Source organism: Winogradskyella sp. SM1960 (assembly GCF_020179375.1).
Lineage (GTDB): Bacteria > Bacteroidota > Bacteroidia > Flavobacteriales > Flavobacteriaceae > Winogradskyella > Winogradskyella marina.
Map to the genome: position 1 here is coordinate 296,340 of NZ_JAICBG010000002.1, position 12,461 is coordinate 308,800.

15 protein-coding genes are annotated in these 12,461 nt (G+C 33.3%); 8 read left to right on the top strand and 7 right to left on the bottom strand.

The annotated features are described in order from the left end of the window. Positions 1–387: 387 nt before the first annotated feature. From K1X16_RS07235 to recF, 3 genes are all read right to left on the bottom strand, one after another. Complete coding sequence (locus tag K1X16_RS07235) at positions 388–684, bottom strand: DUF721 domain-containing protein (RefSeq protein WP_195871973.1); 297 nt, start codon at positions 682–684, stop codon at positions 388–390. 120 nt (positions 685–804) lie between these two features. Then, on the bottom strand, positions 805–1,224 hold the full coding sequence (locus tag K1X16_RS07240) for a lipocalin family protein (RefSeq protein ID WP_195871974.1): 420 nt from the start codon (positions 1,222–1,224) through the stop codon (positions 805–807). Next, a complete protein-coding gene (recF, locus tag K1X16_RS07245; RefSeq protein ID WP_225035593.1) occupies positions 1,221–2,300 on the bottom strand; it encodes a DNA replication/repair protein RecF in 1,080 nt (359 codons plus the stop codon). Before recF ends, K1X16_RS07240 begins: the two co-directional genes overlap by 4 nt. A 140-nt stretch (positions 2,301–2,440) precedes the next feature. Here recF and K1X16_RS07250 point away from each other — a divergent pair, with 140 nt between their 5' ends. From K1X16_RS07250 to K1X16_RS07285, 8 genes are all read left to right on the top strand, one after another. Continuing rightward, positions 2,441–3,205: a tetratricopeptide repeat protein gene (locus tag K1X16_RS07250; RefSeq protein ID WP_225035594.1), complete on the top strand. Its 765-nt coding sequence runs from the start codon at positions 2,441–2,443 to the stop codon at positions 3,203–3,205. Positions 3,206–3,208: 3 nt separating this feature from the next. Continuing rightward, positions 3,209–3,715 carry a 6,7-dimethyl-8-ribityllumazine synthase gene (gene ribH, locus K1X16_RS07255; protein WP_195871977.1) on the top strand — a complete coding sequence of 169 codons (507 nt, stop codon included), beginning with the start codon at positions 3,209–3,211 and terminating at the stop codon, positions 3,713–3,715. Positions 3,716–3,977: 262 nt separating this feature from the next. Continuing rightward, a complete protein-coding gene (locus K1X16_RS07260; protein ID WP_195871978.1) occupies positions 3,978–4,193 on the top strand; it encodes a hypothetical protein in 216 nt (71 codons plus the stop codon). A 7-nt stretch (positions 4,194–4,200) separates the two neighbouring features. Beyond that, complete coding sequence (locus K1X16_RS07265; RefSeq protein ID WP_225035595.1) at positions 4,201–4,485, top strand: riboflavin synthase subunit beta; 285 nt, start codon at positions 4,201–4,203, stop codon at positions 4,483–4,485. Then, positions 4,485–6,344 carry a DNA mismatch repair endonuclease MutL gene (mutL, locus tag K1X16_RS07270; protein WP_225035596.1) on the top strand — a complete coding sequence of 620 codons (1,860 nt, stop codon included), beginning with the start codon at positions 4,485–4,487 and terminating at the stop codon, positions 6,342–6,344. Before K1X16_RS07265 ends, mutL begins: the two co-directional genes overlap by 1 nt. 3 nt (positions 6,345–6,347) lie before the next feature. Continuing rightward, positions 6,348–7,166 carry a rhomboid family intramembrane serine protease gene (locus tag K1X16_RS07275; RefSeq protein WP_225035597.1) on the top strand — a complete coding sequence of 273 codons (819 nt, stop codon included), beginning with the start codon at positions 6,348–6,350 and terminating at the stop codon, positions 7,164–7,166. A gap of 2 nt (positions 7,167–7,168) precedes the next feature. Next, complete coding sequence (locus tag K1X16_RS07280; protein ID WP_225035598.1) at positions 7,169–8,041, top strand: rhomboid family intramembrane serine protease; 873 nt, start codon at positions 7,169–7,171, stop codon at positions 8,039–8,041. Positions 8,042–8,046: 5 nt separating this feature from the next. Then, positions 8,047–9,069: an endonuclease/exonuclease/phosphatase family protein gene (locus K1X16_RS07285; RefSeq protein WP_225035599.1), complete on the top strand. Its 1,023-nt coding sequence runs from the start codon at positions 8,047–8,049 to the stop codon at positions 9,067–9,069. Here the strand turns inward: K1X16_RS07285 and K1X16_RS07290 are convergent, their stop codons facing one another. The 4 genes from K1X16_RS07290 to dapB all read right to left on the bottom strand — a co-directional run bounded on the left by K1X16_RS07290 (position 9,070) and on the right by dapB (position 12,429). Further along, a complete protein-coding gene (locus K1X16_RS07290; protein WP_225035600.1) occupies positions 9,070–9,378 on the bottom strand; it encodes a DUF6122 family protein in 309 nt (102 codons plus the stop codon). Positions 9,379–9,409: 31 nt separating this feature from the next. After that, positions 9,410–10,039 carry a WbqC family protein gene (locus K1X16_RS07295; RefSeq protein ID WP_225035601.1) on the bottom strand — a complete coding sequence of 210 codons (630 nt, stop codon included), beginning with the start codon at positions 10,037–10,039 and terminating at the stop codon, positions 9,410–9,412. Between the two features lie 3 nt (positions 10,040–10,042). Next, a complete protein-coding gene (lepB, locus tag K1X16_RS07300; protein ID WP_225035602.1) occupies positions 10,043–11,665 on the bottom strand; it encodes a signal peptidase I in 1,623 nt (540 codons plus the stop codon). A gap of 62 nt (positions 11,666–11,727) precedes the next feature. Continuing rightward, positions 11,728–12,429, bottom strand: coding sequence for a 4-hydroxy-tetrahydrodipicolinate reductase (gene dapB, locus K1X16_RS07305; protein ID WP_225035603.1), 702 nt, complete (start codon positions 12,427–12,429; stop codon positions 11,728–11,730). Positions 12,430–12,461 lie beyond the last annotated feature (32 nt).

Sequence of the window (12,461 nt, forward strand, 5' to 3'; positions counted from 1 at the left end):
TTTAAAAGTAGGAAAATTATTGGAAATGTGAATGACTTATTTGTGCTAAATATCGGTAATGCTGAATGTGAATTGGTTTCGCAAAAATTACACGAAGAGTTATATAGAATTTGAAGTGACGAGACTCGAATTCCACTAATTAACACGAAAGCTGGACGGTTCAATGGCTTTGCGTCTTAGCGTCTTTGCGCGGAAGTTTTTAATTGTTGTTCAATCCTGTACTTATGAGTGGAAAGATATTACGCCGAGTTCCACAGAGTTTTCACGAAGATTCGCAGAGGTTACACAGAGATACACAGAGAAAAAAAAGTGTGATTTTAAGAACTATGTTTAAAAAGAAAAAAATATTTTACTAACAGCTAACAGCTAACAGCTAACAGCTAACAGCTACCGAAGTACTAATTTCTTTACAATGTCTTTTCTAAGCGATTCATTAAGCATTTTTATGATTTTTTCGGTGCCATAACTCAACTCTTCACGCAGGACACTAGAGCTTAATTGAACGTAAAGTGTATCGTGTTTAAGCTCGATTGCTGTAGTGTAATTATTGACTCCGTTTCCCATAAGATTTGCCCAAGCTTCACGCACATCTACTTTGTCTAAACCAGATTGTAAATTGTTGGTTTGTACAAACTCTTTAAGAATGTCTTGTATTGGTTGGTTATCGTTATTTCGTTTTGCCATCTTTCGTTGTCTTTAACGGTTTTTATCGATTTGTTATTACTGTAAAAGCAGGAATCTACTTGTTTGTTTATGTCAATTGGATTCGTGTCTTTCGCAGGAATAACATTAATTTAATTAAAATTATTCTAAATCTAATTTAATCGGTGTATATCTTTTATAAAGGTACACATTTTCATCTTCATTCATTATACGAAGTTGGTCAGAGTTGGCTTCTAAAACAGTTTCTTTCCAGTTAGCATAAGGTGTTGTATAGTAAATGTTTAATGTGTTGTCTTCAATTTTTAACTGAATGGTTTCTGCATCATCAGACGTGAAATAGGTGTCATTTATTCCTGGTTTTAGTTTTTTTCTAAAACCGGTTAAACTGTCACTAACACTTATGTAGTCTATGGTTTCGTTGAATTGATATTCTTTTTTACTACCATTTGCCATCGTTACTTCTTCTATTTCCCAATAGCCTTCTAAATGCGGAATAAAGGTTTCTGGGTTGTCAGCACAACTACATATAAGGAGGCAAAGCAGCCAGACGTAATTTTTCATAATTTAAACATTTTATAGGATTGATGTGTTTGTTTTATTACATCTTCGGTACGTTCTGCATGTGTATCGCTGATGAAAATTTGTCCAAAATGTTCATCGTCTACCAAGTTGATGATTTGAGTAACTCTGTTTTCGTCTAACTTATCAAAAATATCATCTAACAATAGAATAGGAGAGACCCCACTTTGTTGTTTTATAAAATCGAATTGCGCCAATTTTAAAGCTATTAAAAATGATTTTTGTTGTCCTTGACTTCCAAACTTTTTAATAGGAAAACCATCTATCGAAAACACTAAATCATCTTTATGAGTTCCGACACTTGTATATTGTAAGGCTTTATCTTTATTGATGTTTTTATTTAGGAGATCGTTTAATTCAGCATCAAACAAATCACTTTTGTAGGTTAAATCAATAGCTTCTTTACTTTGACTTATGGCCTCGTATCGCGATTTAAAAATGGGAATAAAGGTTTGTAAAAAAGCATCTCGTTTTTTAAATATTTCGGTACCGAACGTATGCATTTGTTCGTTATAGATAGCGAGTGTATCAGCATTAAAGGTGTTATTTAATGCAAAATATTTTAATAAAGCATTCCGTTGCGCTAAGACCTTATTATAACTAATAAGTTCTGTTAAATACCCTTTATCACTTTGCGAAATTACACTGTCTATAAATTTACGACGCGTATCGCTACCTTCTATAATTAAGTCGCGATCTGCAGGCGAAATAATAACCAAAGGAATAAACCCTATATGCTCACTAAATTTATCGTAAGCTTTACTATTGCGTTTAATTACTTTTTTCTGACCGCGTTTTAAGGATACGATAATTTTTTCGGCACGTTCATTTTTTGTGAAATTACCATCCACTACAAAAAACTCGGCATTGTGGTTGATATTTTGAACTGCAATAGGGTTAAAGTAACTTTTTCCGAAAGCCAAATGGTAAATAGCATCTAAAGCGTTTGTTTTTCCGATACCATTGGCACCAACAAAACAGTTGATTTTGGCGTCGAAATCGAAAACTTGACTTTCAAAATTTTTGTAATTAACTAAAGATAGTGTGTTTAGATTCATGAAAAGATAACGTTATGCCTAATTTTACTGATGTAACAACGCATTTTGAGCCTGTAATTAATAATTCAAAAATAACAAATAAATAGGCTTTTAAATCCCAATAAAAATTTTATTTTTGCGGACGCACAAAATGACAAGTTATGGCAACGTATAAGAAAAGAGGCTACAAACCAAAGACAGTAAAAGAGAAGGAAGAGGTTTTTGAAGAAGAATCAACAACAGCAGAAGTGTTTAACACTTTAGATGAAGGTGCTTCCAAAACAGAAGAGTGGGCTGTTAAGAACCAAAAGTATATTTTAGGTATTGTTGGAGCTGTAGCTTTAGTAGTATTAGCATTTTTAGGTTATAATAACTTAGTAGCAGAACCGCAACAAAAGGAAGCTATGAACGAAATGTACACGGCTAAAAAGTATTTTGACGATGCGGTTAGTGGTATATCTTCAGATTCGCTTTACAGAATGTCCTTAGATGGAGGTGAGGGTAAATACGGAATGCTAGATATTATTAATGAGTATGGAGGAAGTCCTGCTGCCAATTTAGCAAATTATTATGCAGGTATGGCTTATTTGAATTTAAAAGATTATCAGAATGCTGTTGAGCATTTAGGGAATTTTTCTAGTGATGATAAAATGTTGAATCCTATAGCAAAAGGCGGTATTGGTGATGCGTTTGTGCAACTAGGTCAAAAATCTGATGCCTTAGGTTATTATGAACAAGCATTTAAAGCTAACGTTAATACTTTTACTACACCATTATACTTAATGAAAGCAGCACGAATTGCTATCGATTTAGGTGAGAATGAAAAAGCTTTAGGGTATTTAAAGCGTATTAAATCTGAATTTTCTGCATCAACAGAAGCAAAAACAGCAGATGTGTTAATAGGAAAAGTAGAAGCAAGCTTATAGTGTATGGCTACTGCAAATCATAATTTATCGGCTTACGATAAAGCAACAATCCCAAACGCGAAAGACTTTCGGTTTGGGATTGTTGTTTCAGAATGGAATGACAAAATTACCGAAGGTTTATGGCAAGGTGCTTTTGATGCCCTTATAGACTGTGGTGCGATTAAGCAAAATATTGTTCGTTGGAATGTGCCTGGTGCTTTTGAATTAACCTATGGTGCAGCCCGAATGAGTAAAAGTATTTATGCTGACTCCGGAATGTTAGATGCTATTATTGTGATTGGTTGTGTTATTCAAGGGGAAACAAAACATTTCGATTTTGTTTGCGAAGGGGTAACTCAAGGAATTAAAGATCTTAATGTAAAAGGCGATATTCCTGTGATATTTTGTGTCCTTACCGATAATACAGAACAACAATCTATTGATCGTTCTGGTGGAATTCACGGTAACAAAGGCACTGAAGCAGGCATTGCTGCAATTAAAATGGCGGCTTTGCGTAAGGAAACTGTTTGAGTCTTCAGTCTTCAGTCAACAGTCTTCAGTTCACAGTCTTTAGTTCGCAGTTTTCAGTCGTTTAATTAATTACGGGTAAATTAATTTTAGTAAAACGATTTTAGAATTCGTAAAATTTAATTTTGCCTACTGCCTACTGCCTACTGCCTACTGCCTACTAACTCTGGCATCCTTTTTGTTAATAATTTTAAGGAATCCTTAAGGGGTATTTACTTGTATTTTCAGTACTTTTGAGATTAATCAAGTTTAATTTAAGAGTCACTTGTTTCAGCAAAGAAAAAATAAACGTTTCTCATATAAACCTCGCTTTCAGGATTCCGATGACAAAGCGTCTAAAGAAGACTTTGAGACCAAATGGAATAAAGTAAAAGGTGGTGGCAAAAAACGCGGAAGTGTTTTAACAACGCTACCAGCGCTAATTATTATGTTGGTTTTACTTTTTGTTTTAATCTATATTCTTAATGGATATATAAAATAAGATTATTATGGGATTAATGAAAATGAAAAAGAATCGGAAGTATAATTATAAACCACGTTTTTATAAAGGTGAAGGGAGTCCTTTTGAGCTTAAACACAAATTTGATGAACAACGAACAACGGTAAAACCTGCTAAAGGCATTAAAGGTAAATTAAATGCCGCCTTGCATGACTATAAGCACAATCAAGATGAAAATGTAAATAAGCGTGTGCTTATTATTGTAGCTATTTTAGTGTTGTTATTTTTATTTATTATTGGTTTCGACCTATCTATTTTCCTTCCAAAAAGCTAATGTCAGATATTATTCAACTTTTACCAGACCATGTTGCGAATCAAATTGCAGCAGGTGAGGTCGTTCAACGTCCAGCTTCAGTAGTTAAAGAGCTATTGGAAAATGCCATAGATGCCAATGCCACAGAAATTAAACTCATTATTAAAGATGCTGGTAAAACTTTAGTGCAGGTTATTGATAATGGTAAAGGCATGAGTGTGACTGATGCACGACTTAGTTTTGAGCGTCATGCGACGTCAAAAATTAAAGCAGCTGAAGATTTATTTCAATTAAACACCAAAGGGTTTAGAGGTGAAGCTTTAGCGAGTATTGCAGCTATTGCGCATGTAGAATTGAAATCGAAACAAGACCAAGACGATTTAGGAACCGCCATTGTTATTGAAGGTAGTGACGTAAAATCGCAAGAAGTCTCTGTGACTCCTACCGGAACATCGGTTGCTGTAAAGCATTTGTTTTTTAATATTCCGGCAAGACGTAATTTTTTAAAATCCGATACCGTAGAGTTACGCCATATTACAGACGAATTCCATCGTGTTGCTTTAGCGCATCCAAATATTGCTTTTGCTTTTTATCATAACGGAAGTGATTTATTTAATGTGCCACAAGAAAATTATAGACAACGTGTTGTTCATATTTTTGGTAGTAAAACGAATGAAAAATTAGTGCCAGTTGAAGAGGAAACAGAAGTGTTAAAAATTTCTGGATTTGTAGGAAAACCTAATTTTTCTAAGAAAACAAAATCGGAACAATTCTTTTTTGTCAACCAACGCTTCGTTAAGAGTCCTTATTTGAATCATGCTATAAAATCGGCATTTGAAGGCTTATTAAAAGAGGGCTATCATCCAAGTTATTTCTTGAATCTTACGGTCGATCCTAAATCGATAGACATTAATATTCATCCTACAAAAACTGAAATTAAGTTTGATGATGAACACACGCTTTATGCCATTCTACGATCAGCAGTTAAACATAGTTTAGGACAATTTAATATTGCACCAGTTTTAGATTTTGAGCATCAGAGTAGTTTAAATACTCCTTATGATTATAAAGATAAAAAGGCGTCAACTCCTGCTATAGAAGTAGATCGTAGTTTTAATCCGTTTGCAGATGAAACTAGGGTAAAACAGAAAGCAACAAGTCAAAATACAAGGTTTAAATCTGCACCAACAGCGTCATGGGATGGTTTGTATGCTGGTTTAGAATCTAATGAAAATGACTTACAGTCAGATTTTAGTCAAGTGACTTTTGAAAGTGAAGCAAAGGATGCATCAATTTTTAATGATTCAGCCATTGAAACCACTAAAACAACTTTTCAATTACAGCAAAAATATATTGTTAGTACCTTAAAATCTGGGATGTTAGTGGTCGATCAGAACAGAGCTCATCAGCGTGTTTTGTATGAGAACTTTTTGAAGCACATTACCATAAAGGAAGCCACAAGTCAGCAATTATTATTTCCTTTACAATTGCATTTTACGCCGAATGAAACAAAGATAATAGACGATCTAAAAGCAGATTTAGAACATACTGGTTTTGTGTTTTCAGAATTGACTGAAAAAGAAATAACCATAACAGGAGTTCCTGTTGGTGTCCCAGAAAGTGAGGTCTCTATTATTTTAGAACAACTAATTAGTGATGTTGAAAATGATGTGCCAGACACAAACTTTAGTGCTGCAGATTTATTAGCAAAATCTATGGCTAAGAGTTTGGCAATTAAAAATGGCCAATCATTAAATAGTACCGAACAAGAACATATGGTAAACAGTTTATTTGCTTGTAAGGAACCCAATGTGTCACCAACTAACAGACCGACGTTTATTACGATGGCAGTTGATGATATTGAAAAAAAATTCATGTAGTATATGAGATTTAATATAACAGATGGAGTAAAACATTTATTGATTATAAATGTTATAATGTTCATAGGAACCGTAGCCATAGGTGACGATTTGTTTAAAAACTTGTTTTCAATGTTTTTTCCAACAAACGATTTGTTTCAGCCATGGCAAGTTGTGACGCACATGTTTATGCATGGAGGTCCAACACACCTTCTCTTTAATATGTTTGCACTTTGGATGTTTGGGACACCAGTTGAGCAACGCTTAGGAACGAAAAAATTCTTGTTTATTTATTTTTCAGCTGGTTTTGGAGCCTTGTTATTTCAATTAGGTTATTATTATGTCGATTATTTTACGGCAATGCAAAACATAGCTGATTTGAATATGGGAAGTGAACTTTTACATAGAATAATGAATATTGATGCGTCATCAGGAGATTATATTCAAGGAGAAATTCTTCATCAGAAAATGATACCACTATTAAATGAGGCTAATTTTACGACTAATATTTCGGGTGATAATTTTAAAGCGTTATTTGATTTGAATGTTCTAAACAGAAGCGCTATGGTTGGAGCATCTGGTTGTATTATGGGAATTTTAGCCGCTTTTGGGATGATGAATCCAAATGCAGAATTAATGTTAATATTTTTACCAATACCAATTAAGGCGAAGTATTTTATTCCAGGAATAATTCTATTAGATATTATCTCTGCAATAACAGGAACATCGTTCTTTAGTCCAAGTAATACCGCATATATGGCTCACGTTGGAGGTGCTGTCATTGGATTTTTAATTATGTGGTATTGGCGAAAAAATGACATGAATAAATACCGTTGGAATTAATTATGAGCACTGTTCAAGATTTAAAATATAAGTTCAATAACCTCGATACTTTTGGTAAAATCATTGCTATTAATATCGTGGTGTTTATTATTGGTCTCATTTTTAAATCGTTATTACGATTTAACTTGTTTAGTTATTTTGAAATGCCATCAGGTTTCATGGATTTTATTCTGCAACCATGGTCTTTAATTACGTATGGTTTTTTACATAATGGATTATTCCATTTGGCGTTTAACATGTTATTCCTTTATTATTTGTCTCGTGTTACCACAAACTTGTTTCGCCAAAAAATGGTGCTAAATATTTATTTTTTAGGCATTATTTGTGGAGGTTTAGCGTATTTGGCATTTGCAAATCTTATGCCTTCTAGCTTATTTGGTGCCCATGGAGTTTTAGTAGGAGCTTCAGCAGGTGTAAGTGCATTGTTATTGTTTGTAGCGACCTATATGCCAAATACTGAAATTAGATTATTTAACGCTTTCAATGTAAAGTGGAAACATGTTGCCATGGTTATTGTTGGGTTGGATTTATTTAGACTTTTGCTTGGGCTTAATCAAGGTGGTTATATTGCACATTTTGGTGGCTATTTGATAGGTTATATTTATGCGACTAAACTTCTTAAGGGTACAGATATTGGAACAGGCTTTGAACGCACTATGGATAGCTTTATGGGTTGGTTTAAACCCAAATCTAATTTAAAGACGGTCCATAAAAATAAAACAAAAAGTACAACGACTCGAAAGACTAAAAATGCATCTGAAGCGTTAAATAAACAGAAAAAGATAGATGCTATTCTCGATAAAATAAGTAAAAGTGGTTATGAGAGTTTAACAGCCGATGAGAAAGCTTTTTTGTTTAAAGTAGGAAAAGATTAGTAGAGGTGAAAGGTTTAAAATTAGGTAGTAAAATTATATTTGTCATCAACTCGTTGGCAGCATTTTTATTGCTTATCTCTTATGTTTTACCTTATGTACCACCAAAGAGTTTTGCATCATTATCGGTTTTAAGTTTAGGTGTGCCATTACTTATTTTACTCAACGCTATATTCTTTGTTTATTGGTTACTTCGTGTAAAAAAACAAATGCTATTATCCTTAGTGGTATTATTATTAGGATGGAGTTATATTAATTCTATGTATAAGTTTTCGTCTTCTTCTGATATTAAAGACGATGCTAATTTTTCGGTTATGTCATTTAATGTTCGTCTTTTTAATAAGTATGATTGGATGAAAGATGAAACAGTAAAGGATAGAATAATAAGCTTTATAAAAAATGAGCAACCAGATGTTTTGTGTCTACAAGAATATCCAAGAGGCGAACGCGTTAAACTGGAAGGCTATAATGATTTTAATGCTACATATCATAAAGGAGTTAGAGGTGGTCAAGCTATTTACTCTAAATTTCCCATTATTAATTCTGGTTCGTTAGAGTTTCCCAATACATATAATAATGCCATTTTTGTTGACATTGTTAAGCAAACAGATACGCTTAGAGTTTATACCTTTCACTTACAGTCTTCTGGTATTGAAACTGATGTAGAGAAACTAAAGAAAGAAACTTCTGGTCATCTATTTAAACAGGTAAGATCAACATTTAGGGCACAACAAGACCAAGTGGAGTTGTTTTTGGATCACAAATCAAAATCTAACTATAAAACTATTATAACTGGGGATTTTAATAATACGCCTTATTCTTATATCTACAGAATGATAAAAGGAGATGAATTCAACGATACGTTCGAAGCTGCTGGAAATGGTTTTGGTAGAACTTACGACTTTAAATTTTTCCCGTTACGAATTGATTTTATTTTAGCAGATGAGTCGTTTACAGTGAATGGTTTTAAAACCTTTGATGTGAAACTTTCGGATCATTATCCAATAAAAACTACCCTTAGTTTACCATAGTTACATGAGCCAGCAATCTACGGTGTCTGCGATAATATGAATGATTAATCCTAAACCAATTAATCGCGTCTTTTTAGGAATAAGTAATGCTACATAAATTGCAATAGCATAATAGGTGTGTAGTGGGTGAAAATTGATACTACAGCGGTTTGGATCAAAAATTGGACTTGCTAGTAAGTGGTCTAAATCAATCAACATACCTAACATCATAATGCCATACGCTTTTAACCAATACGTTTTATAAAATGTTATGGCAACAAATAATGGTAAACCGAAATGTATGCCGTAATGGATTGTGGATTGAAACATTTTGATTTATATTTTATTTACGCAAGTCACTTCAAGAATTTTTAACACCTTGAAGTGTTTGTCTTTTTAGGTATAACTCCGTATTAGGCCCTTCGTTAAACACAAGATCTAAAACGCTAAGATTAGAAATAAAACCATGTTTCTCTGTAAAAACTTGGGTGTAAGGCTCAAATGAATTGACCTTAGTATTTCGCTTTACTAAATGTCTAAAATCACTTTTATCTTTTGGTGTCTTTTCAAAACCTATTGTTTTTTTAGGTGTAATATTTAGCTGAAGACTACTTAAAAGTACATCGAGACATCTTAAATTAAAATCTAAAATATAGTCAAATCGTTTTTCAAATAAAGGCATTAAATCATCGATATAGTATTCAAAAAAAGGTGACATACTATAAGCCGATTGTAAAGACTTTAAATATAGTAGTTGCCATGGTTCTTCATTGGCTATTTTTACATCTTTATAAAGTTGCCTATTTTTTTGAGTATAACTCACAGGAACAGTTAAGGCTAATTTGCCGTTTGCGCCATAGATTTCTGTTCTGTTTCTATACGATTGCTTTTGATAATTATCGCTGACTTCAATATGAATATGGTCTGCATTTACAATCGCCCAAAAGTGTGCAATGTTTGGAAAAGCAGTTGGATATATGAGAATATTCAAAATTTAATTCTTAGCCTTTTTCTTTTTTCTCCATTTATTAAATAAGGTAATTCCTATGATTAGGACAATAAATGGAATAAAATAAGACGTACGCTTACCAGAACCACTAACCGTTGTGAAAATTCTGTCCCAACGGAACTTCCAGTTTTTAATCCCATCATTAATCCCATCAATACTCATCCAAATAAATACAGGCTTACCAATGACATGATTATAGGGAACAAATCCCCAAGCTCTAGCATCAATTGAGTTATGACGGTTATCACCCATCATCCAATAATAATTTTGCTTAAAGGTGTATGACGTAGTAGGTTGGTCATCAATAAATATTTGATCTCCTCTGGTAACGACCTTATGACCTTCATATTCTGAAATAGCACGTTTGTATATGGAAATATTATCCATATCTAAATCTACTGATGCACCAGCTTTAGGAATCCATATTGGACCAAAAAAGTTAGTGTTCCAGTTATGTTTTAAATCGTGAGGAAATGTATTATCATCCCTTATACCTTCATCATCAGCATTAAATGTTATGGATTTAATATTAGGATGAACAACAGCTTGTTTTGCCGCTTCTGGTGTTGCCTGTATAACAAAATTTTCGGTTTGTGGGTTGTAGCCAATACCATCCGTTATATCGTATTTTTTTAGAATAGGTTTCACCTTTTGAGTAAGCTCATACATGGAGTTGGCATTCACATTGTTAAAAACAACATCGTAAGAAAACTGCACTCTTGCTCGTTCTGGTAGTTGATTTTGTTTTCCGTTTATATAAACCACACCATTTTTAATTTCAAGAGTGTCGCCAGGAATACCAACACAACGCTTAACTAAATTGGTTTTTTTATCAATTGGCTTGTAGTAATTACGGTCTGGTGTAAAGTTATTCATATCCACCAGAGTATCTGCCGGCTGTCCGAATACTACTATATCATTGCGTTCTATGTTTTCAAAACCAGGTAACCTAAAGTAAGGTAGTTGTAGTTTGTTCATCCATGAGCTATTGCGTTTCTCATAGTTATCGTTAAATAGATACGATTTTTTACCAATGATAGGAATGGTGTCATGTACCATTGGAGCTCCAACAGTTGTCATAGGTGTACGCGCTCCATAATGAAATTTACTCACAATTAGAAAGTCACCAACTAATAACGATTTTTCTAAAGAAGACGAAGGAATTACAAAAGGTTGAAAGAAATAGGTGTGCACAATTGTTGCTGCAACTACAGCAAATAAAATAGATGCAATCCATTCTCCTGACGAAGTTTTAGGTTTTAATTCTCTGTTTTCAATATAGTTAACATCAGCAACATAGTTAAGGTAAAAAAGGTAAAAGCCTAAGGTTACAATACATAGAAGTGCGTCAACTTTACTATCTTTTCCATATGCACGAGCAGTTTCTACCCAAACGGCAGGAATCATAATAAGATTAACTATTGGTAAAAACATTAAAATGATCCACCACCAAGGACGCGTAATAATTTTCATTAATACGACAGCATTGTAAATTGGCACAAATGCTTCCCAAGCTTTTTTACCTGCTTTAATGTATAATTTCCATGTTGCTAAGCCATGAATAACTTGTATAATGAGTATAAAAATAAACCACTGTGTCCAGGTCATAATCGTATATTTTGTAAGGGTAAGTTGAAAATTATTTTAAATCGATACAATACATTGGCAAATTAACCAATGTTTAACACATCCTTCATACTAAAGATACCTTTTTTATCTTTAATCCATTCTGCTGCAATTACGGCTCCCATGGCAAAACCTTGTCTGCTATGTGCAGTATGTTTAATACTTATTGAATCTATTTTAGAATTATAAGTAACTTCATGCGTGCCAGGAACACCTTCGATTCGTTTAGCATCAATTTGAATTTCATTGGGTTTTGCATCGTTTAAAGTCCACGTTTTATAATTGGTACTTTTAATGATTTGTTCTGCTAATGTAATTGCCGTGCCACTTGGTGCATCTAGTTTTTGGGTATGATGGATTTCTTCCATTTCTGTAGTGTATTCAGAAAAACCAGACATTAATTCACTCAATTTTTTATTGAGTTCAAAAAAGAGGTTGACACCTAAGCTAAAATTTGAAGCATATAGAAAAGTACCGTCTTTTGCCTTACAATAGTCAATGATGTCGTTGTAGTGCTCTAACCACCCTGTGGTTCCAGAAATAACAGGAATTCCGGCATCTAGTGCTTTTTTTATGTTAGTTGTGGCTACTGATGGAATACTAAAGTCTATAGCAACATCTGCATCTGAAAAATCGTAATTTGAGGTTTCATCAGTAACTTTTAAGACAATGCTATGACTGCGATCTACTGCGATAGCTTCAATACTTTTACCCATTCTACCATAACCTAGTAAAGCTATTTTCATGTGTTTATTTTTATTGTTTTTCTATGGTCACA

Excerpts from the sequence above, each read along its gene's own strand:
- K1X16_RS07235 (WP_195871973.1), bottom strand. The coding sequence starts at position 684 with ATGGCAAAACGAAATAACGATAACCAACCAATACAAGACATTCTTAAA.
- K1X16_RS07265 (WP_225035595.1), top strand. The coding sequence starts at position 4,201 with ATGGGATTAATGAAAATGAAAAAGAATCGGAAGTATAATTATAAACCA.
- K1X16_RS07280 (WP_225035598.1), top strand. The coding sequence starts at position 7,169 with ATGAGCACTGTTCAAGATTTAAAATATAAGTTCAATAACCTCGATACT.
- K1X16_RS07240 (WP_195871974.1), bottom strand. The coding sequence starts at position 1,224 with ATGAAAAATTACGTCTGGCTGCTTTGCCTCCTTATATGTAGTTGTGCT.
- K1X16_RS07250 (WP_225035594.1), top strand. The coding sequence starts at position 2,441 with ATGGCAACGTATAAGAAAAGAGGCTACAAACCAAAGACAGTAAAAGAG.
- dapB (WP_225035603.1), bottom strand. The coding sequence starts at position 12,429 with ATGAAAATAGCTTTACTAGGTTATGGTAGAATGGGTAAAAGTATTGAA.
- mutL (WP_225035596.1), top strand. The coding sequence starts at position 4,485 with ATGTCAGATATTATTCAACTTTTACCAGACCATGTTGCGAATCAAATT.
- ribH (WP_195871977.1), top strand. The coding sequence starts at position 3,209 with ATGGCTACTGCAAATCATAATTTATCGGCTTACGATAAAGCAACAATC.
- K1X16_RS07290 (WP_225035600.1), bottom strand. The coding sequence starts at position 9,378 with ATGTTTCAATCCACAATCCATTACGGCATACATTTCGGTTTACCATTA.
- lepB (WP_225035602.1), bottom strand. The coding sequence starts at position 11,665 with ATGACCTGGACACAGTGGTTTATTTTTATACTCATTATACAAGTTATT.
- recF (WP_225035593.1), bottom strand. The coding sequence starts at position 2,300 with ATGAATCTAAACACACTATCTTTAGTTAATTACAAAAATTTTGAAAGT.
- K1X16_RS07275 (WP_225035597.1), top strand. The coding sequence starts at position 6,348 with ATGAGATTTAATATAACAGATGGAGTAAAACATTTATTGATTATAAAT.